This window comes from Pseudomonas sp. GW821-FHT09C08, from assembly GCF_059418125.1.
In genome coordinates, this window is the sequence record NZ_JBWKPG010000006.1 from 1 (window position 1) to 17,781 (window position 17,781).

Annotated in this window: 21 protein-coding genes and 2 tRNA genes; 9 read left to right on the top strand and 14 right to left on the bottom strand. The window is 58.9% G+C overall.

All coding sequences use genetic code 11. From position 1 onward, the window contains the following. Position 1 precedes the first annotated feature (1 nt). Positions 2 to 78 (top strand) — tRNA-Asp (locus tag AC07OJ_RS20810). 194 nt (positions 79 to 272) lie between these two features. Here the strand turns inward: AC07OJ_RS20810 and AC07OJ_RS20815 are convergent. Further along, positions 273 to 1,556: an NAD(P)/FAD-dependent oxidoreductase gene (locus AC07OJ_RS20815; protein WP_065904552.1), complete on the bottom strand. Its 1,284-nt coding sequence runs from the start codon at positions 1,554 to 1,556 to the stop codon at positions 273 to 275. Between the two features lie 184 nt (positions 1,557 to 1,740). Here AC07OJ_RS20815 and AC07OJ_RS20820 point away from each other — a divergent pair. Further along, positions 1,741 to 1,817: transfer RNA gene (locus AC07OJ_RS20820), tRNA-Val, on the top strand. Between the two features lie 139 nt (positions 1,818 to 1,956). On the opposite strand, the gene AC07OJ_RS20825 is transcribed toward AC07OJ_RS20820, so the two are convergent. Together AC07OJ_RS20825 and AC07OJ_RS20830 are read right to left on the bottom strand one after the other, a co-directional pair. Next, complete coding sequence (locus AC07OJ_RS20825) at positions 1,957 to 2,658, bottom strand: hypothetical protein (RefSeq protein WP_495095094.1); 702 nt, start codon at positions 2,656 to 2,658, stop codon at positions 1,957 to 1,959. Between the two features lie 18 nt (positions 2,659 to 2,676). Further along, positions 2,677 to 3,501 (bottom strand): metal-binding protein, encoded by an 825-nt coding sequence (locus AC07OJ_RS20830; protein WP_495095095.1) that lies wholly within the window; start codon positions 3,499 to 3,501, stop codon positions 2,677 to 2,679. Positions 3,502 to 4,820: 1,319 nt separating this feature from the next. On the opposite strand from AC07OJ_RS20830, the gene AC07OJ_RS20835 reads away from it, so the two are divergent. After that, complete coding sequence (locus AC07OJ_RS20835; RefSeq protein ID WP_495095096.1) at positions 4,821 to 5,255, top strand: hypothetical protein; 435 nt, start codon at positions 4,821 to 4,823, stop codon at positions 5,253 to 5,255. 16 nt (positions 5,256 to 5,271) lie between these two features. Here AC07OJ_RS20835 and AC07OJ_RS20840 read toward each other — a convergent pair whose 3' ends face one another. After that, entirely contained in the window at positions 5,272 to 6,699 is a 1,428-nt protein-coding gene (locus tag AC07OJ_RS20840) for a DHA2 family efflux MFS transporter permease subunit (RefSeq protein ID WP_495095097.1), read from the bottom strand. 187 nt (positions 6,700 to 6,886) lie between these two features. Here AC07OJ_RS20840 and AC07OJ_RS20845 point away from each other — a divergent pair, with 187 nt between their 5' ends. Then, positions 6,887 to 7,516 (top strand): YajG family lipoprotein, encoded by a 630-nt coding sequence (locus tag AC07OJ_RS20845; RefSeq protein ID WP_177343943.1) that lies wholly within the window; start codon positions 6,887 to 6,889, stop codon positions 7,514 to 7,516. Between the two features lie 68 nt (positions 7,517 to 7,584). Here AC07OJ_RS20845 and AC07OJ_RS20850 read toward each other — a convergent pair whose 3' ends face one another. Then, positions 7,585 to 8,130: a DUF4410 domain-containing protein gene (locus AC07OJ_RS20850; protein ID WP_065903742.1), complete on the bottom strand. Its 546-nt coding sequence runs from the start codon at positions 8,128 to 8,130 to the stop codon at positions 7,585 to 7,587. Between the two features lie 339 nt (positions 8,131 to 8,469). On the opposite strand from AC07OJ_RS20850, the gene AC07OJ_RS20855 reads away from it, so the two are divergent. From AC07OJ_RS20855 to pcp, 3 genes are read left to right on the top strand one after another with little or no spacing between them, the layout of a single operon-like run. Continuing rightward, a complete protein-coding gene (locus AC07OJ_RS20855) occupies positions 8,470 to 9,186 on the top strand; it encodes a DUF969 domain-containing protein (protein WP_065903737.1) in 717 nt (238 codons plus the stop codon). Further along, complete coding sequence (locus tag AC07OJ_RS20860; protein WP_065903735.1) at positions 9,183 to 10,133, top strand: DUF979 domain-containing protein; 951 nt, start codon at positions 9,183 to 9,185, stop codon at positions 10,131 to 10,133. Before AC07OJ_RS20855 ends, AC07OJ_RS20860 begins: the two co-directional genes overlap by 4 nt. A 7-nt stretch (positions 10,134 to 10,140) precedes the next feature. Beyond that, positions 10,141 to 10,782 carry a pyroglutamyl-peptidase I gene (gene pcp, locus AC07OJ_RS20865; RefSeq protein ID WP_120450783.1) on the top strand — a complete coding sequence of 214 codons (642 nt, stop codon included), beginning with the start codon at positions 10,141 to 10,143 and terminating at the stop codon, positions 10,780 to 10,782. A gap of 16 nt (positions 10,783 to 10,798) precedes the next feature. Here pcp and AC07OJ_RS20870 read toward each other — a convergent pair whose 3' ends face one another. The 5 genes from AC07OJ_RS20870 to AC07OJ_RS20890 form a co-directional block, all read right to left on the bottom strand. Next, the gene (locus AC07OJ_RS20870; RefSeq protein WP_495095098.1) at positions 10,799 to 11,023 is read right to left on the bottom strand and encodes a hypothetical protein; all 225 of its coding nucleotides are present in this window, start codon (positions 11,021 to 11,023) and stop codon (positions 10,799 to 10,801) included. Between the two features lie 212 nt (positions 11,024 to 11,235). Further along, positions 11,236 to 12,636 (bottom strand): heavy metal sensor histidine kinase, encoded by a 1,401-nt coding sequence (locus tag AC07OJ_RS20875; protein WP_495095099.1) that lies wholly within the window; start codon positions 12,634 to 12,636, stop codon positions 11,236 to 11,238. Beyond that, positions 12,633 to 13,304 carry a heavy metal response regulator transcription factor gene (locus AC07OJ_RS20880; protein ID WP_065903725.1) on the bottom strand — a complete coding sequence of 224 codons (672 nt, stop codon included), beginning with the start codon at positions 13,302 to 13,304 and terminating at the stop codon, positions 12,633 to 12,635. The genes AC07OJ_RS20875 and AC07OJ_RS20880 overlap by 4 nt, the downstream gene beginning before the upstream one ends. 42 nt (positions 13,305 to 13,346) lie before the next feature. Continuing rightward, positions 13,347 to 13,592, bottom strand: a complete 246-nt coding sequence (locus AC07OJ_RS20885; protein ID WP_106803190.1) for a DUF2790 domain-containing protein — start codon at positions 13,590 to 13,592, stop codon at positions 13,347 to 13,349. A 112-nt stretch (positions 13,593 to 13,704) separates the two neighbouring features. Then, positions 13,705 to 14,475, bottom strand: coding sequence for an alpha/beta hydrolase (locus tag AC07OJ_RS20890; protein WP_065903721.1), 771 nt, complete (start codon positions 14,473 to 14,475; stop codon positions 13,705 to 13,707). Positions 14,476 to 14,685: 210 nt separating this feature from the next. Between AC07OJ_RS20890 and AC07OJ_RS20895 the strand changes: the two genes are divergently transcribed. Then, positions 14,686 to 15,363 carry an HAD-IA family hydrolase gene (locus tag AC07OJ_RS20895; protein WP_201145446.1) on the top strand — a complete coding sequence of 226 codons (678 nt, stop codon included), beginning with the start codon at positions 14,686 to 14,688 and terminating at the stop codon, positions 15,361 to 15,363. A 19-nt stretch (positions 15,364 to 15,382) separates the two neighbouring features. On the opposite strand, the gene AC07OJ_RS20900 is transcribed toward AC07OJ_RS20895, so the two are convergent. The 3 genes from AC07OJ_RS20900 to csrA form a co-directional block, all read right to left on the bottom strand. Next, the gene (locus AC07OJ_RS20900) at positions 15,383 to 15,679 is read right to left on the bottom strand and encodes a DUF1652 domain-containing protein (RefSeq protein WP_106803192.1); all 297 of its coding nucleotides are present in this window, start codon (positions 15,677 to 15,679) and stop codon (positions 15,383 to 15,385) included. Between the two features lie 94 nt (positions 15,680 to 15,773). Next, entirely contained in the window at positions 15,774 to 16,025 is a 252-nt protein-coding gene (locus tag AC07OJ_RS20905; protein WP_106803193.1) for a hypothetical protein, read from the bottom strand. 210 nt (positions 16,026 to 16,235) lie between these two features. After that, positions 16,236 to 16,430, bottom strand: a complete 195-nt coding sequence (csrA, locus tag AC07OJ_RS20910) for a carbon storage regulator CsrA (RefSeq protein WP_027604095.1) — start codon at positions 16,428 to 16,430, stop codon at positions 16,236 to 16,238. Positions 16,431 to 16,693: 263 nt separating this feature from the next. Between csrA and AC07OJ_RS20915 the strand changes: the two genes are divergently transcribed. Then, entirely contained in the window at positions 16,694 to 17,059 is a 366-nt protein-coding gene (locus AC07OJ_RS20915; protein ID WP_065903706.1) for a penicillin-binding protein activator LpoB, read from the top strand. Positions 17,060 to 17,090: 31 nt separating this feature from the next. Here the strand turns inward: AC07OJ_RS20915 and AC07OJ_RS20920 are convergent, their stop codons facing one another. Further along, entirely contained in the window at positions 17,091 to 17,780 is a 690-nt protein-coding gene (locus AC07OJ_RS20920) for an endonuclease (protein ID WP_106803194.1), read from the bottom strand. Between the last annotated feature and the right edge of the window lies 1 nt (position 17,781).

Genomic DNA, 17,781 nt, shown 5'->3' on the forward strand with positions numbered 1-17,781 from the left:
CGCAGCGGTAGTTCAGTCGGTTAGAATACCGGCCTGTCACGCCGGGGGTCGCGGGTTCGAGTCCCGTCCGCTGCGCCATATCTGCCTCAAGGCCCACTGAACGCCTTGAAGCACAAAGAAAGCCTCTGGCTACTTTGATCCGATAGCAAAGACCCTGGTCGAAAGACCGGGGTTTTTTGTGTCTGCGATTTATGAAATGTGCGAGCCCGCTTATGGGCAATGGCGAACTCACGGACGCCATCGCCCGCGAGCGGGCTCCTACAGGTTTTGCCTCAAAAGCCTAATTTGTCGCGCAAGCCGTAGTACCAGGCGCCCAGTGCGGCAAACGGCGTGCGCAACAGTTGGCCGCCCGGGAATGGGTAGTGGGGCAGGTCGGCAAACGCATCAAAACGCTCTGCCTGGCCTCGAAGGGCTTCTGCCAGTACCTTGCCGGCCAAGTGTGTGTACGTCACGCCATGGCCGCTGCAGCCCTGCGAGTAGTAGATGTTGTCGCCCAGGCGGCCGACCTGTGGCAAGCGCGACAGGGTCAGCAGGAAATTGCCGGTCCAGGCGTAGTCGATTTTCACGTCCTTGAGCTGCGGGAAGGCCTTGAGCATCTTCGGACGGATAATCGCCTCGATGTTCGCCGGGTCGCGTGCGCCATACACCACGCCGCCGCCGAAGATCAGGCGCTTGTCGCTGGTGAGGCGGTAGTAGTCGAGCAGGTAGTTGCAGTCTTCGACGCAGTAATCCTGCGGCAGCAGCGACTTGGCCAGTTCGTCACCCAGCGGTGCAGTGGTGATGACTTGCGTGCCGCAGGGCATCGACTTGGCTGCCAGCTCCGGCACCAGGTTGCCCAGGTAGGCATTGCCCGCGACGATGATGAACTTGGCCCTGACCTTGCCCTCGGCGGTGTGCACTACGGGATTGGCGCCGCGCTCGATGCGCACTGCCGCGGACTGCTCATAGATGCTGCCGCCCAGGGATTCCACCGCCGCTGCTTCGCCCAGCGCCAGGTTGAGGGGGTGGATGTGCCCGCCGCTCATGTCGAGCAGGCCGCCGACATAGTTGTCACACGCCACGACCTCGCGGATGCGACGTTCGTCCAGCAACTCCAGCTGCGTATGGCCGTAACGCTCCCACAGGCGCTTCTGCGACTCCAGGTGGCCCATGTGCTTGCTGTTGAGTGCAGCGAACACGCCGCCGTCCTTCAGGTCGCACTGGATCTGGTACTTCGCCACCCGCTCGCGAATGATCTTGCCGCCCTCGAACGCCATCTGTCCGAGCAACTGTGCCTGCTTGGGGCCGACGCTGCGCTCGATCACGTCGATGTCACGGCTATAACTGTTGACGATCTGCCCGCCATTGCGACCAGAGGCACCAAAGCCGACCTTGGCGGCTTCCAGCACGGTCACGCGAAAACCGTTCTCCAGCAGGAACAGCGCGCTGGAAAGGCCGGTGTAGCCGGCACCGATCACGCACACGTCGGTTTCGACCTCGCCTTGCAGGCTTGGGCGTGGCGGTACGGCATTCGCGGAAGCGGCGTAATACGACTGGGGGTAGGGGGTGTTCGCCATCCTGGAACCTCTGTTTTATATTTTTTACGAGTGCCCCGATCCTACCTGAGTTGAAAATTGCCTGCCAGCCACCGAAAAAATACCGATGTGCCGGCCGCAAATAAAAAATTCGCATATTCATAGGGTTAGCTGCAAAAAAGATGTTGACACCCCTCCGGAATTCCGTAGAATGCCGCCTCACAGCAGGCACGTAGCTCAGTTGGTTAGAGCACCACCTTGACATGGTGGGGGTCGTTGGTTCGAGTCCAATCGCGCCTACCAAACAAAATCCGCTCTGCTGGGCGGTCTAGAAGGGCTCACCGAAAGGTGGGCCCTTTTTTGTTGTCTGGGATTCCTACAGAACATTCACAAAATATCGGGTTCGTTCACACGGGCAATGTGAACGCTGATCTCGTTGCGGTTAGGGTGTGGCTGGAGTCAGGCAATGTTCGTTGAGGGTAATGCCGAGGGTGACAATTTCATTGTGCATTTCCACTGTGCCTTGCAGCACCTCTTGTACCCAATAGCTCTTAAATTCTTTTCGGTGATGCTTGAAGGCCGCTACCTCCGCTCCACCTCCAAGATATTCACCTGTACCCTCTTCATACTTCTGTGATGTCTTGTGCGATATGAGTTGGCGGTGTTTGATTGTGTTGCTGAATCCAGCGAGATATCTAAACCAATGGAGCTTAGTGGCTCGTGTTATTTCCTTTCTCAGTGGGCCTTCAGGAAGGGTGTCACGCACCTTACTGATGGTGCAATCCTCGATGGGGATTGGATTGAGGAGTGCCATGGCGTTAACTATCTGAGCAAAGATATCGAATGTATTGCGGGTGATGTTGATTGCGGCAATCAGGTTTGCTTCGCTCGCGATTTTGGCAGCCGCGAACTCCTCTAGCTCCTCGTCGGACCCTGCCATCATTGCGGCAGCAAACATTTTAATCCCGTCCGGGTCGTGATCAGCGTTATAGGCGGCAAACGCTTTGCGAGCCGCATTCTTGTGATATTGATATATGCATAGGGATTGATAAACCGAGTCGACGGTACTTAGCAGCCATTTTTTGTCGGGTTCGCTGGTGCGAATATGTTCCTTGAGTGCAGGTAAATCCCACCTTCTCCGCATAGTTGCTCCTTTGACTGTTTATTTTATGGGGTAGCTTACGATAGACATCTGGGCAGCCAGTGCGACCATTTGATCCCCTTGCAACTCGACCGCAGGGAAGCTGGAAAAACGAACATTCCGACCCGAAAGATCCAAAAACAGCGACTTATCAGTTAGCTCCAGTTTCACCGCTCCCGCGGGATATATTCCCTTGTCTTTCTCTGTGATAAGGAACGCCAGGGGAAAAAAGGAAAGGAGGCTCATGCAGCACGTGTTCTGCCCGTTTTTCACGCTGAAGAGCTTGATGCTTTGATGATGCTTGTGTGGAAAGAACCAGTAGAAGATATCGTGTGTATCGCTCATGGCGTGATCATCGCCTAGCACAAACGCCTTCAGTGGATCGAAGTAGGGTGTGGATTGGCCGGGTTTAAAACATTCTTCTACCGACGTGGCAGATAGGACGTGACCAACCATAGCGCGTGCGTACTTCAGGGCGTTTACTGGGGTGTGGACACTCGAAACGGGGCTATTCGCATACTTGAAGAAATGGTTGATTTTGAGCGTTAGAGACTTACAGACATCGGCGATTTCTCCGTCATTCTGACCCAGTGCCGTCATGTTGCAGTTTCGACAGATTGTGCGGAATTTGCTGCCATTCGGAGATCGCACGCCTTTCACTTTTGGGAGTTGGAGGTCGAAAGCTTCGGTGAGGTGGACTTGTTCCACCACAGTTACCGTGATGCTTCCTTGTGGGGGGACATGATCTTGGGAAAGTGTTCCGTATGTGCCACAGATCAGGCAATGGCCGCTTGTGATTTTGGTGTGTTTGCTTCGTTCAGATAGCGATTTTGCAAATTCACCCATGACGCCCTCTCTCTCAGTTCCTTGTATGTTTTGTTTGTAGCACGAGACTGATTTTCTATCTATTTGTGGGTATAGTCTTTGCCCCGCCGCCAAAAATAAGTGGGCCCCCGCTGACGCTTCAAGTATGACTACGTGAAAAATAATAGGTACGGATCGTGAATCGGCTTTGAGTGCGAGAGGTGCTAAGCACATCACGAGTAGGCCAAATGGCAACCTGCGGGAAAGAGAAATAAGTTGGGCGGCTTTGAAGCCTCAACAGCCTCAGAATGAGACATTGAAAGCCAGCATGAGCAACGTACTGCCGTTGGTGTGAAAGTGGCGCCACGGGCCGTACGCGAGCCTTTTGCGTTGAGTTAGTCAGCTATGGCCTGAAGCGTAGTCAACTTGTTGTACGGGCATGCCAGTAGGTGGGGCTGTACCGTCGCTTCATGTTCGTTTACTTTCTTTATGCGTTGATCATTGGCGACTGTAGTGTCAGCGACAGCACGGCCTTTGGCGAGCGCCTGAGAGCGATTGTTGATCTTCTGTACCGCAACTGCATCATCAGCATTTGATTAGCGAAGGCTCCCCGTTGGCCGGATTGGACTGATTCGAAATCCGTTGTACCTCCACGACTACCTAGGGTTCGAATCTCTATCTCTCCGCCATACAAATGAAAGCCCAGCAGATCAAGGTCTGCGAGGCTTTTTTGTTTTCCGATTGTACTACTCCGCTTACTGCTCAAATCATGCGGCTCACGGTCTGGAGACGCTTATTTCTGCTCATGTCTGTCAGCCAGTAGCTGTGCAGCGTCTAACGCGAATTAAAGGACGTTTGCAGCCTCTATAAAGGCTTCTGGGTCATCCGTACCTTCATAGATGATCCCGCCTTCTATGACGTCCTGTACTACGCTATCGACGTACTAATAGAAACTCACAACCAGATGAGCATCCTATGGCGGGAGGTAGCCTAGTTTCCCAAGATTGGCGATGTAGACCCTGCAATAGTGCTGTTATCCCGTACCTGAGCATTCCAGTTGCCGGACGGAAGTACGCGGAAATTGGCCATTGTTGACGCCTCATAGGTGTGAATGGGCGTTCTGTGAAATCCAAGAGCAGCAGGGCTAGGAGCCTGCTCCTAGCAGACCTTGACATGGTGGGGGTCGTTGGTTCGAGTCCAATCGCGCCTACCAAACAAAATCCGCTCTGCTGGGCGGTCTAGAAGGGCTCACCGAAAGGTGGGCCCTTTTTTGTTGCCTCGGATTTAATCCTGACGCCGCCCTCAATTAATCGACCGACACGCCGATGCAGTCGGTAAGCCTTCATCATCGGACATTTGGCATGCTCATCAACATTAGCAATCCTCCTGCCGTAGCCAGCAGTCAAAGCGTTGCAACCTCGACGGTTCCCCAGGCAACCGAGAGCACCAACCGTACCGGCGGCCTGACCGTCAATATGAACGCGGGCACGCAAGCGACTGCGGGTGCTGGCGGCGGTGGCCAGGCGTCTTCCAGCTCGACGGAGTCGGACACGGTCAAGGAGTTGAAGAAGCAGATCGAGCAGTTGCAAAAGCAACTTCAAGAGCAACAACAAGCCATGCAGCAGGCACAGTCCAGCAACCAGAGCGAGGCGGCCAAGGCTGCTGCGGTTGCGGCGGAACAAGCGCAGATTGCAACCACTGCCGCTGCGTTGCAGACAGCGACTGCCGCGCTGTTGCAGGCTGTCACCGCTGAGGGCGGCAGTGCGACGGGATCAATCGTCAGCACCACCGCCTAATTCGACGAGGCGGCGTTCAACCGCGCTTCAACACACTTTCTCCCGCGTGCGCTGGCAGTCGATAGACGTCTACCAGCGCGAGCGCCCCCAGCAATGCCACCCCGATGAACGCCACCCGGAAGTCACCCACTTGTGCGTGAATCTCATGCCCCTGCACGCTCATCGACGCGCGCAACAACAGCGCCGCTGCCGTCACGCCCATCCCCATGGCCAACTGGAACGACATGCTGAACAACGCCGACGCCTCGCTCATGCGTGGCTTGGGCACATCTGCAAAGCCAATCGAGTTGTAGCAGGTGAACTGCATCGAGCGTGACAACCCGCCCACAAACAGCACCACTGCGATGACCGCGAGCGGAGTCTGCGCGGTGAAAAGGGCGCACGCCGCAATCGACGCCACCCCGATCACGCCATTCACCAGCAGCACCTGGCGAAAGCCGAAGCGCTGCATGATGGCCGTGGTCAAGGGTTTCATTGCCAGGTTGCCGGCAAAAACCGCCAGCACCAACAGGCCCGCGTCCACCGGGGATAAGCCAAAGGCCACCTGAAACAACAACGGCAGCAGGAACGGCAGCGCGCTGATGGCCAGCCGAAACAGCGATCCACCATAGATACTCACGCGAAAGGTATTGATCGCCAGGGTCTGCAGCGGCAACAACGGGTCAGTATGGTGCTGACAGTGGTGCACGGCCCACACCGCCAACGCAATGCCCGCTGCGACCAGCGCCACGCCTGGGATGAGCATTTCGCCGGCCTCGCTGCCCAACCATTCCAGCCCGCCCAGCAAGGCGACACAGGCGCCTGCGAGCAGTAAGAACCCCTTCGCATCAAACTTGCGCACGCTGGCTTCGCGACCTTCCGGTACCAGCCACAGTGCGGCGGCGAACGCCAATACGCCCAGCGGCAGGTTCACGTAGAAGATCCAGGGCCAGGAGGCATGGGTGACGATCAGTCCGCCGGCCACTGGCCCCAGGATCGGCGCCACCAGGCCGGGCCAGGTGATGATCGCGATCATTTTGACCAGGTCTTTTTTATCCGTATTGCGCAGCACCGCCAGTCGCCCCACGGGCACCATCAGTGCACCACCGATGCCCTGCAGGACGCGCGCAAAGACGAACATTTCAAGGCTCTGGCTCAGCCCGCACAGCAGCGAGGCGAGCGTGAAGACGATGATCGCGCCGGCAAATACCCGGCGCGCACCCAATCGGTCGGCGATCCAGCTGGACAACGGTATGAAGATCGCCACGGCGAGAATATAGGCGGTGATGCCGATGTTCATGTCGACCGGCGTGACCCCGAACGCTGTGGCCATGGTCGGCAATGCCGTGGCGATCACCGTGGCATCGAGGTTTTCCATGAAGAAAGTCACGGCGACCACCAGGGCGATCAGGCGGGTCTGGATGCTGAGGCCATTCTCGGCGGTGGGTGTGGCGGAAGAAGTCACCGGTGCTGCCCCTTGTTCATTGACGGTCGTTCTGGGTTGACGATACCGGGTCGGGCTTGAGTACACACTCACCGGCATGCAGTTACTTTCAAAAAAGTCGGAGTGATGTCTAAATGATATCGCGCATGTACAATCGTCGCCGGCCGATATCCGGCCATGCCAACGATGGCGATAAGGAGCGGTAGTCATGAGCGTTCGGTTAGTGGTGGGGATTGCGGCACTGATGGTTCTGGCGGGATGCGCCACGAGTCGGTCGGAAGTGGATGTCAATGTTGCGCCGCTCAGCACAAGCCAGGCCGCAGCAACAAGCAATGGCAAGAAAGTCCTGATCAGCACCGTGGATGATCGCGTTTTCCAGATAGCTCCACGAAGCCCGGATACGCCATCGCTGAAAAATGACGAGGTCAATGACAAGTCGATTACCGAGCGCGCCATTGCCCGTAAGCGCAACGGTTACGGCAAAGGGTTGGGCGACGTGTTGCTGCCCTCCGGCCGCACCGTTTCCCAACTGGTGAATGAGTCGGTAGCCGCGGCTTACAAGCAGGCCGGTTACCAGGTCGTCACCGAGCCAGGCACTCCGGATGCCGCGCCAGTGAACGTGCATATTGTCGAATTCTGGTCCTGGTTTACCCCAGGCTTCTTCTCTGTCGACGTGAGTAACAAAGCCCACCTGCGTATCGAAACCCCGGGCGCCACTGCGCTGAATGTGGTGACGCGCAAGAATGAAAGCATGCAGGCGGTGACGGAGAGTGATTGGAAGAAAATCACCGAGGCGGGTCTGCAAGAAGTGTCGCGTGAGACCCTCAAGCAACTCTGAAGCAAGCCAGGCGGAATTGCAGTATCAGGGCCAACCCGGCGGTTGGCCCTTTTTGCAGGCGCGGTGGCTTACTGGGCCTTGGCGCTCTTGATGTCGCTGATCATCTGCTTGGCGATTGCCTGGACCTGCTTCTGCGTCATTGCCGAAGCCACGCCTTCCCAGGCCGAGGATGACGTGTCGTAGGTGCGTGAGCCAATGGGCGCGCCGGATTTCAAGTCGGAGTAGTCAGCGCGGGAGAACACCCAGGCATTACCCACCAGCGCACCGGCGACATACCGCGAACCCGGTTCGATGTAGCGAAACTTGCTCACGTTGATGCTGATGCCCACGCCGTCTTCACCATTGGCCGCGACTTTAGGGCTTTCGGTGACCGTGAAGCCGGCCTGGCGTGCTTCGACCTGGAGCGCGTTATTCCAGTCGCGCTTGAGCAGGTTCCAGTCAGGGTTTTGCTCCACCTGTTTTTCGCCCTGGATGCTCACCACCAGGTTCTGCTTGGCCGCTTCCGGGATGGCCAGTGCTGCGCTGCCGCCACTTTTAACTTTCGCTGCACAACCGCCCAGCAGGGACAGGGCAACGGCGCACGAGAGGGCGATCAGGACCTTTTGGGTTTTCATCGAATTTCCATATCCACAACAATAGTGAGAGAGGCGTGCGCCGGTACCCGGTGCCGCACCCGATCAACGGGCGGCGCTAAGATGCGTGACTCGCGGGTTACCTGTCCACATCTTGTTACGTGTGCGCAGCAAACCCCGACAAAATTTATTGGTTTGCAGCAACAATTTTTCTTGTTGGACACCTCCCGCCCCCAGGCAGCAAAGTTGCCGCCACTGACGCTCGACCTTCCGGGTCAACAATAAAAAACCGAGCCGACTGCACGCCACTTCCTGCTGTGAACCCTTTGTTCACATCCTGCTGTAACGGCGCCGCAGCGCGCATTAAAGGACCTCACCGCCATGCAAACTGTTGTGAACTTATGGCCGTTGATCGGCGTACTTGTGATCGTGGTTGGCTTTGTCTTGCGCTTCAATCCGCTGTTGGTGGTGACCGCCGCCGCCATCGCCACCGGGCTTGCCGCCCACTTCCCGCTGGAAAAAATCCTCGCGACCATGGGCGACGGTTTCCTTCAGACCCGTGCCCTGCAATTGATTCTGTTATTGCCGCTGGCGGTTATCGGCTTGCTGGAGCGCCATGGGTTGCGCCTGCACGCGCAGAACTGGATCGCGCGGTTCGAGCGCGCCACGGTAGGGCGCCTGTTGATCATCTACCTGTTTGTGCGTGAATCCACCGCCGCCATGGGTTTGACCAGCCTCGGCGGACACCCGCAGATGGTGCGCCCACTGCTGGCGCCGATGGCCGAGGGCGCAGCGGAAAAACGCTACGGCAAGTTGCCGGACAAGTTGCGCCACAAGGTGCTGGCCATGTGCGCTGCGACGGACAACGTCGGCCTGTTTTTCGGTGAGGACATCTTCGTCGCCTTTGGTGCGATTGCGCTGATGCACACCTTCCTGCTGGGCTCGGGGATTGATGTCGAGCCGCTGCACATCGCGGTGTGGGGCATCCCGACGGCGATCTGCGCGTTTATCATTCACGCGATTCGCCTGCATCGGTTCGACCGGCGGCTGACCCGTGAGATGACGCCTGTCGCCACTGCCGTGGAGGCCGCGCAATGATCATCTCGATTCAATACCTGTACTGGCTCGCCGGAGTGCTGCTGCTGATCACTGCGGGCATGATCCTGATGGACCGGACCCACCCCAAGCGCTGGTCCAGCGCCTTGTTCTGGTTGCTGTTCGCGGTTCCGTTCCTGGTGGGCGAGCGTCTGCCCTCGGTGGTCATTGGTGTTGGCGTGGTGGTCATGGCGTTGATTGCCGGGCTGGGTGGCGTCGGCCGTGGCACGCACGCCGAGCTGCATGACAAGGCATCCCGCGCCAGCGCCGGTCGCCTGGGGCACAAACTGTTTATCCCGGCGTTGGCGATTCCCCTGACGACGGTGATCGGCTCAGTATTGCTCAAGCACACCGAGATCGGCGGCGTACCGCTGCTGGACCCGAAAAACACCACCTTCGTTTCCCTCGGCATCGGGTGCCTGATCGCCCTCGGCCTGGCGTGCTGGCTGACCCGCGACACCCCGGTGCAGGCCTTGCGCGAATCGCGGCGCCTGACCGAGGCCCTGGGCTGGGCCATGGTGCTGCCGCAAATGCTGGCGATGCTGGGGCTGTTGTTCAATGAAGCCGGAGTCGGTACGGCCGTCGCGCATGTCACCACCACCTACATCAACCTGGATTTCAAGCTGGTGGCAGTCATGGTGTATGTGCTGGGCATGGCACTGTTCACGGTGATCATGGGGAACGGCTTCGCGGCATTCCCGGTGATGACCGGCGGCGTCGGCGTGCCGGTGCTGGTGGGGATCTACGGCGGCAACCCCGCAGTGATGGCCGCGATTGGCATGTTCTCGGGTTACTGCGGTACGTTGATGACACCGATGGCGGCCAACTTCAATATCGTGCCGGCAGCACTGCTGGAGTTGCCCGACAAAAACGCGGTGATCAAGGCCCAGCTGCCGACCGCGCTGATGATGCTGGTGGTCAATATTGTCCTGCTTTACCTGTTGATGTGAGGCCACGATGCAGACTCTATTGTTGACGGGTTTCGAGCCCTTTGATCAAGACCGGATAAACCCGTCCTGGGAAGTGGTACGCCTGCTGGATGGCTGGCAACTGGGCGCCGATGTGCAGGTTGTTGCGCGTCGGCTGCCGTGTGCGTTTGCCACGGCGGGTGAGTGCCTGATCCAGTTGATCGACCAATTGCAGCCGGCGATGGTGATCGCCACGGGGCTGGGGCCGGGGCGCAGTGCTATTTCCATGGAGCGGGTGGCGATCAACCTGAATGACGCGCGTATTCCCGACAACCTCGGCGAGCAGCCGATTGATGCCGCCGTGGTGGCTGACGGCCCCGCAGCCTACTTCACCACGCTGCCGATCAAGGCGATGGTCAAGGCGGTGCGCGAAGCGGAGATTGCGGCGACGGTGTCGCACACGGCCGGTACCTTCGTGTGTAACCAGGTGTTTTACCTATTGCAGCATGCACTGGCTGCTAGCGCCGTGCGCAGTGGGTTTATCCACGTGCCATATCTGCCCGAACAAGTGCTGGCTTCGGGCACCGCGTCAATGGCGCTGGAGACGCAGGTCGAGGGACTGCGGGTGGCGTTGCTGGCCGCTTGGCATACATCAGTGGATGTGACGGAAACGGGCGGGCAGGTCAGCTGACCTGCGCGGGTCATCGTCAGCTAGCAAACAGGCGGGTGAGCCCGAAGGTGATGGCGCACGCCAGGCCTGTCATTGCGAAGGCGGTGGCCACGTACCATTTGATGAGATTCACCTCGGTGGTCGTAAGGTCCGCCTTGGTCGCGAAGTGCTTTTCCAGGGAGTCTGCCCTGCTCGAAACGGTGATCAGCCTTTCTTTCATTTCAGCCAGCCCCTTTTCCAGTAGACCCAATCGTTTTTCCATGCCTGAACCTCCGTCGTTACCGCCACCACCTCTGCCTTGAGGTGGGGTGTTCAGCGAGTTTGTCCCGCCGAATCGATAGTGTTTCCTTTCCACTGCACTTCACCTGTTTCCCATACTGAGCGTGCGCTTTGGGGAAAAGAATAGTGGGAACTCCGGCCAGGGGTGACAGCCAAATTTTTGCAAAATAACACCAGCTGCGTGGGAGGCGCGGTTCAGTCGTCCCGCCTCGGAAAAAACAACTCAAAACACGTCAGTCCTGCCTCGCTGCTCACGCTGTATCGACCGTTATGCAACTGCATGATGGTCGCCACAATCGACAGGCCCAGGCCATTGGACTGGGCCGAGCGCTCGCGCGATTCATCCACCCGGTAAAAGCGCTCAAATAGCCGTGGCAGGTGCTCGGCAGCAATGGTTTCACCCTGGTTGCTGACCCTCAGGGTGATGCCTTCGGCGTGTGGCACCGCCTGGATCAGCAGCTCGGAACGCGGCGCGCCATATTTGATCGCGTTGGCGCACAGGTTCGCCAGGGCCCGGCGCAGTAGCATCGGTTCAGCCCAGATCACGCCTTCACCTTCGGCATGAATGCTGACCTCCACGTCACTGGCCAAGCCTTCGAAGTAATCGGCGATACGTTCCACTTCATCCGCTGCACTGAGTTCCTGGCGTTGGCGCAGGGCGCTGGCCGGATCAGTGCGGGCGAGGAACAACATGTTGTCGAGCATCCGCGCCAGGCGTTCAAGCTCTTCGACGTTGGACGCCAGCAACTGTTGATAACTCTCGATGCTGCGGCTCTGTTGCAGCGCGACCTGGGTTTCGCCCAGCAGGTTGTTGATCGGCGTACGCAGTTCGTGGGCCATGTCTGTGGACACCTGGCCCAGTTGCACAAACCCTCTGGCCAGGCGTTCGAGCATGGTGTTGAACGCGTCGATCATCGGCAGTAATTCCTTTGGCGCGCCGTAGCTGTCGAGGCGCTCGGCCAGGTTGCCGACGCCGATGCCCTGGGCATGCCGGGCCAGGCGTCGCAACGGCAGCAGGCCACGGTGCACCAGCAAGTACCCGACCAGGGCAAGGATGATCGCGGCAATGCTTGCCAGGATAAACACGCTCAGGCGATAGCTGGCGAGCATGGCGGTGCGTTCGGTCATCAAGCGTCCGGTGGTGACTTGCAGGCTGCCCAGGTCCCCCGAATCGATCGACGCCGCCACGGCGGCGAAGGGGACATTGTTGACCCCAGGCAAATGGTGCACATCGGCAAGGCCCAGCGCGTGGTCTTTGGCAACGGCTGGCACCACCGGCATCTCGATATTGCCCGGGTTGACCAGCAGCAAGGGCTTCTGCCCCGGCGCCGCGATGCTCAGCACTGACTCGCTGTTGCCCAGCATGTTCTGGAACAGCTCAGGCTTGGTCTTGATCAGATCCAATGTATTGCTGTCGTTGAGCAGGTTGCGTAACTGATCGGTGCGATAGATCAGCGCAGCGTCGTCACGCTTGATCAACTCACGCTCCAGTTCGCGGTACAGCGCAACGCCCAGCGTGGCCAGCAGCGCGAAGGCCAGCAGTGCGAAAATCACCGCCAGGCGCAGGGTCAGTGAATAATGGCGACGGCGGGTCATGGCTGAGTATCGAAGCGGTAGCCGATGCCCCGCACGCTGTGGATCAACTTGAGCTGGAACGGGTCGTCGATTTTCAGGCGCAGGCGCCGCACGGCCACGTCCACCACGTTGGTGTCGCTGTCGAAGTTCATGTCCCACACTCGCGAGGCAATCAGCGAGCGCGACAACACCTGATCCTGGTGAGTGGCAAACAAATGCAGCAGGGCAAACTCTTTGTTGGTCAGGGTGATGCGTGTGCCGGCGCGGGTCACGCGGCGTTTCAGCACATCGATCTGCAGGTCGGCGACCTGCAGTTGTTCTTCTTCCCGGCTCGGGCCACGGCGGGTCAGGGTGCGCAGGCGCGCCACCAGTTCGGCGAAGGAGAAGGGCTTGATCAGGTAATCATCGGCGCCGAGTTCCAGGCCCTTGATGCGGTCGGCGATATCGTCGCGGGCCGTCAGAAAAAGCACCGGCGTATCGGCTTCCTTGCGCAAGCGGCGCAGGACCTCCCAGCCGTCCATCTTCGGCATCATCACATCCAGCACGATCACGTCGAACGAGGTTTCCAGGGCCTGGTGCAAACCGTCCACGCCGTCGCGGGCGAGGCTGACGGAGTAGCCCAGCTCCTGCAGGCCGTTAAGCAGGTAATTGCCGGCCTTGGGTTCGTCTTCGACTACAAGAATGTTCATGGGAAGTGCCCTGCTTCTGTGCGTTGCGCAAGTGTAGTCCGATCAATTGTCACTCGGACAACCGATCGCCTGTACCTGGTAGTCCAGCACGTGTTCGCGGCCCTGGTGGTCCAGGTAGTCGAGACGCGCGGGAACGATGCCGCATTGGCCGTAGGTATCGGTACTCGACAAGACTTTGTCGACATCCAGATGCACGAAAAAGCCGGTCTTGTCGTGGATGACGGGTTCGGCAGCGAACACGGTGCCAGTGGCAAACAAAGCGGCAAAGCCGAGGATAAACAGTTTCATGGCGATCTCTCTCTTAATAGGTTGGCTGCCAGAGCGTGGCAGTGGGTTCACGGTAACCAAGCGCTCCGAACAGCCAACCAACAGGTTCATGACAAGTTTGTAATGCAAGGGCTCAAGGCTGGCGGCCGGAGGCTTCGAGGATCAGGTCGGTGATTTCCTTGGCGTGGGACACCAGCGACAAGTGGCTCGAGGGCAGCTCGATCGTGCTGGCGTTCATGCGCTTGGCGAGGAACCGTTCCAGGTCCGGGTTGATGGTCTGGTCCTGGGTCGACACCGCGTACCAGGACGGCTTGGTGTGCCAGGCGGCGTTCACGGTGCGGCCGCTGAACAGGCTCTTGGTGATGGGTTGCTGCACGGCGTACAGCTCCATGGCCTTGGCGTGCGGCACGTCGGCGGCGAAGTACTTGAGAAACGCGTCCTGGCTCAGCGTGAGGTAGCCATCGTGATCCTCCACACCGGCCCGCACCGGCATGGTCGGGTACTTGGCGGAAAGCGCGACAAAGTCTTCATTGGCATCCGGGGCGCGGGCCGCCACGTACACCAGGGCGCTGACGTTGGGGTTCACCCCGGCATCGCTTACCACGGTGCCAGCGTAGGAATGGCCGACCAGCACGGTAGGACCGTCCTGTTGATTCAGTACGCGGTTGGTGGCGGCGACATCGTCGGCCACCGATGTCAGTGGGTTTTGCACGGCGGTGACGTGCAGGCCGGCGGCCTGGAGGCGGGTGATCACTTCGGACCAGCTCGAGCCATCTGCCCAGGAACCGTGCACCAGCACCACGTTGTTGGCTTTGACCGGTGCGACGGTGCCGGCCAGGGCGGTGCCGGTACCCAGCATCAGCAGGCTGGCGGCGATCAGGCAGAGTTTGCTTGCAGGTTTCATGGGGTGACCCTTTTCATCAGTGGGAAGGTGGCGTCAACCGGTGTGGGTGACTGACGCCGCCACTGTATGAAGTGAGGGTGCTGACAAGACTTACAGCTTCATTACAAAGCTGTAATGCGATCGAGGGGTTGGCGGCGTTTACAAGCACCGAGGTGATCCGTAGATTGCATCGGGCCGATTATTTGTTACCGCCCACGAGGAAGCCACGCAGTGTCCATCCGAGGTTCAGCCGTATTTGCCCGCCGTTACCGCGCCTTTCTGTTCGATATGGACGGCACCCTGCTCAACTCCATCGCCGCCGCCGAGCGGGTGTGGAGCACCTGGGCCGAACGCCACGGCCTGGACGTGGCGGCGTTCCTGACCACCATTCACGGCGCCCGCGCGATCGATACCATCACCCGCCAGGCGTTGCCGGGGGTTGATCCTGAAGTAGAGGCGCAGTGGATTACCGAAGCGGAAATCAATGATGTCGAAGGCATTGTCGCGATCCCTGGCGCGGTCGCGTTTCTGAACCGCCTGCCGGGCGATCAATGGGCGCTGGTCACCTCGGCGCCTCGTGAGCTGGCGTTGCGTCGGCTGCGAGCGGCCGGGATTGCGCCGCCGGCGGTGCTGGTCACGGCCGAAGACGTCGCCATTGGCAAGCCCGACCCGGCCTGTTACCTATTGGGGGCACAGCGCCTGGGCGTGCCGGTGCAGGACTGCCTGGTGTTTGAAGATGCGTCGGTGGGGATTCGTGCGGGAGAAGCGGCAGGGGCGGACGTGATGGTCGTAACGTCGACGCACCTCAAGCCCATGGTGACCGAGCACGCCAGGATTGACGGCTATGCCCACCTGCGCGTGCAGCGCGGTGCTGATGGCTTGCTGTCCTTGCAGAATGAAGTGGGCTGATACAAAAAGGCCGAGCCCGTTACTGGTCTCGGCCTTGTTCGCAGCCAGGTGAAGCAGAGGGAGGCTGCATACGGTCATTCCTCATCGCCTGGCGGGACAGCACCATTTCCCTGAGAATTTCATTCGCCAGCCGGGCAATGGCTTCCGCCCCACGATAGTGCGCGCGCACAATTCCGGTAATTGCGAAGTGGTCGGTTTCCGGGCCGCTGAGCACCGCCGACAGGGTGCCGTCGGCGTGCAATGTGCAGGTGACCTTGTAGCTCGGCAGACGGGCAGCCAGTGCAGACTCGATTTGCGATTTGCTCAAAGTGTCCATCGGTTTCAGCACCTTTCAGTGAGCGTGCAGAGCAAAGCATAGGTCGTGCTGCGTCGCTGTAAATACCGGCGATCTGATAGCGAAGCGCTGCGCATCAACGTGCATTTTTCTGAGCGGTTTGTTGACACAATTTAAGCTGCACGGCCCTCTGGATGGGCTTGAGGCAGAACATGAAGAGGTAGCCACCCAGCACCAGTGTGAGGTCGAGCCAGGACGGCGGATCGGCGGGGTCGGTGCCTGCGATTTCAAGCCTCAAGCCATATTCCAGCCCCACGAATGCCAGCCCTATCAGGAGGGCGATGATCCAGGCTCGTAGAGCGAATGGTTGCGCAGGGGTTAGCCTCATCGACGTGCTCCTTCGCGCGCACGGATGGCAGGGTATCAGTAGATGATTCGGCTATGGATGACACGACAAGTTCAAAGCGTGAAGACAGTTTCATCTTGGCGCGAAGATGAATGCATTGGAGGCGTCAGTCACGCAATAGACACTAGAGCGGTTCGAAGGGGTTTTCGCCAGCCGTTACAGTGAACGAAAGGGCTGGCTACTGAAGGTTCTTCAAGGCGTCTGGTTTTTGTCCGGGGCACTCAGGCCGGCCTGGATGCGCTGATAGATCTCCTCGCGATGCACGGCAACATCCTTGGGTGCGTTGATGCCGATTCGTACTTGCTGGCCGCTGACGCCCAGGATGGTGATCGTGATGTCATCACCGATGTTTATGCTTTCACCGACTTTGCGGGTGAGTATAAGCATGGACTTCTCCTTGATTACTTTTAAGGACACGTGTTTCAGACAGGGCAGATGTCAGATGTGTGTAGCTTACTGCTAAGCGCTTCCCTGTGGCTGCCTCTTTTAGGACGCATAGAGGCGGCATTAATTCCCATGCCGGCATCATACAGGTCTGCGATACATCATTCGCATTGTTTAAGCCAACGTTTATGACGGCCAGAATAGACAGTGAATGATAAAGTCGCCTCTTTAATCCTTTAAGGAGCAGGGCAGTGCGTAAAGTAGCGATGGCAATTGCGGTGTTGGCATTGGCCGGTTGCGGTGAAGGCAAAAGCGTCGATGCGCCCAAGGCCAAGCCTGCCGTGACTGAAAGCCAGCCACAAACCGGCGCGATTGCCGCTCAGGAATGGGATGTATGGGTCGGGCCACCCGACCACAAATTACAGGCGCTCACCGACCTCACGGCCTGGTTGCTGGAACATGGTTTCAATTTTTACATCGTGAAGGTCGACGGCAAGGACGAAGTGCTGCTGGGGCCGTTCGCCACCAAGGCTGAAGCCGAGGCCAAGCAGGTGCAACTCACTGAAAAGCTGGCACGCGCCAAGAAAACCGATACCGAATCGCAAGTCATCGAGCACGCGGCTGCGCAATAATCGGCTGGATGGGCGGGAGTACCGCCCAGTTTCAACCGCAGGCCTTCAGGTTCACCGGGCCGACGAACTCATTGCCACGTCCCATCACACACGCCACGGTCTGGTTGCGCTGGCGCTCCCAAGCCTGCACCGGGTAGGTCTTGTTCCAGGCTTCGTAGAGCTGGCGATCCTGTTTCGACAGGCGCAAGCCGTACTGCTTACTCATATAGAAATAGGTGCGCGCGATCATTCCGCGGATAGACGGGCGGGGCATGACCTTCTTGGCCTTGAAGTCGACCTGGGTCAGGCATGAGCCGTACTGCCCGCTTTGCACCGGCAGCCAGCCAAAACTGAAGTTGTTACGGTCACCGTTGACCTCGCCGATACTCGGCACCAGGTTGTGCAGGTCTGCCTCGGCGCGCTTGAACACGTCATCGTGGCGCGTGCAGTTCTTGCGCCCGCCGTTCTGCCAGCACTGGCGCTGGTGCCCGATCTGCCAGGCCGGAACAATGTGCTCCCACTCGATGCGGGCGGCGCGGTTGGCGTTTTTGCGCGGGATGTAGCCGCAGGCTTTCAGGTCTATGCGGTTGCCGGTGTATTTGCAGCCGCAGTAGAACTCGGTGGATTGGGGGGCATAGAGTTTCCAGGCAACTTTCTTGGCTTCGCTGAAGGTGCGGGGTGCCTGGGCCTGGGCACCGACAGCAAAGAACAGGCAGCACACAGCGATAAAACGGACACTCATT

Excerpts from the sequence above, each read along its gene's own strand:
- AC07OJ_RS20815 (WP_065904552.1), bottom strand. The coding sequence starts at position 1,556 with ATGGCGAACACCCCCTACCCCCAGTCGTATTACGCCGCTTCCGCGAAT.
- AC07OJ_RS20825 (WP_495095094.1), bottom strand. The coding sequence starts at position 2,658 with ATGCGGAGAAGGTGGGATTTACCTGCACTCAAGGAACATATTCGCACC.
- AC07OJ_RS20830 (WP_495095095.1), bottom strand. The coding sequence starts at position 3,501 with ATGGGTGAATTTGCAAAATCGCTATCTGAACGAAGCAAACACACCAAA.
- AC07OJ_RS20835 (WP_495095096.1), top strand. The coding sequence starts at position 4,821 with ATGCTCATCAACATTAGCAATCCTCCTGCCGTAGCCAGCAGTCAAAGC.
- AC07OJ_RS20845 (WP_177343943.1), top strand. The coding sequence starts at position 6,887 with ATGAGCGTTCGGTTAGTGGTGGGGATTGCGGCACTGATGGTTCTGGCG.
- AC07OJ_RS20850 (WP_065903742.1), bottom strand. The coding sequence starts at position 8,130 with ATGAAAACCCAAAAGGTCCTGATCGCCCTCTCGTGCGCCGTTGCCCTG.
- AC07OJ_RS20855 (WP_065903737.1), top strand. The coding sequence starts at position 8,470 with ATGCAAACTGTTGTGAACTTATGGCCGTTGATCGGCGTACTTGTGATC.
- AC07OJ_RS20860 (WP_065903735.1), top strand. The coding sequence starts at position 9,183 with ATGATCATCTCGATTCAATACCTGTACTGGCTCGCCGGAGTGCTGCTG.
- pcp (WP_120450783.1), top strand. The coding sequence starts at position 10,141 with ATGCAGACTCTATTGTTGACGGGTTTCGAGCCCTTTGATCAAGACCGG.
- AC07OJ_RS20870 (WP_495095098.1), bottom strand. The coding sequence starts at position 11,023 with ATGGAAAAACGATTGGGTCTACTGGAAAAGGGGCTGGCTGAAATGAAA.
- AC07OJ_RS20875 (WP_495095099.1), bottom strand. The coding sequence starts at position 12,636 with ATGACCCGCCGTCGCCATTATTCACTGACCCTGCGCCTGGCGGTGATT.
- AC07OJ_RS20880 (WP_065903725.1), bottom strand. The coding sequence starts at position 13,304 with ATGAACATTCTTGTAGTCGAAGACGAACCCAAGGCCGGCAATTACCTG.
- AC07OJ_RS20885 (WP_106803190.1), bottom strand. The coding sequence starts at position 13,592 with ATGAAACTGTTTATCCTCGGCTTTGCCGCTTTGTTTGCCACTGGCACC.
- AC07OJ_RS20890 (WP_065903721.1), bottom strand. The coding sequence starts at position 14,475 with ATGAAACCTGCAAGCAAACTCTGCCTGATCGCCGCCAGCCTGCTGATG.
- AC07OJ_RS20900 (WP_106803192.1), bottom strand. The coding sequence starts at position 15,679 with ATGGACACTTTGAGCAAATCGCAAATCGAGTCTGCACTGGCTGCCCGT.
- AC07OJ_RS20905 (WP_106803193.1), bottom strand. The coding sequence starts at position 16,025 with ATGAGGCTAACCCCTGCGCAACCATTCGCTCTACGAGCCTGGATCATC.
- csrA (WP_027604095.1), bottom strand. The coding sequence starts at position 16,430 with ATGCTTATACTCACCCGCAAAGTCGGTGAAAGCATAAACATCGGTGAT.
- AC07OJ_RS20915 (WP_065903706.1), top strand. The coding sequence starts at position 16,694 with ATGGCAATTGCGGTGTTGGCATTGGCCGGTTGCGGTGAAGGCAAAAGC.
- AC07OJ_RS20920 (WP_106803194.1), bottom strand. The coding sequence starts at position 17,780 with ATGAGTGTCCGTTTTATCGCTGTGTGCTGCCTGTTCTTTGCTGTCGGT.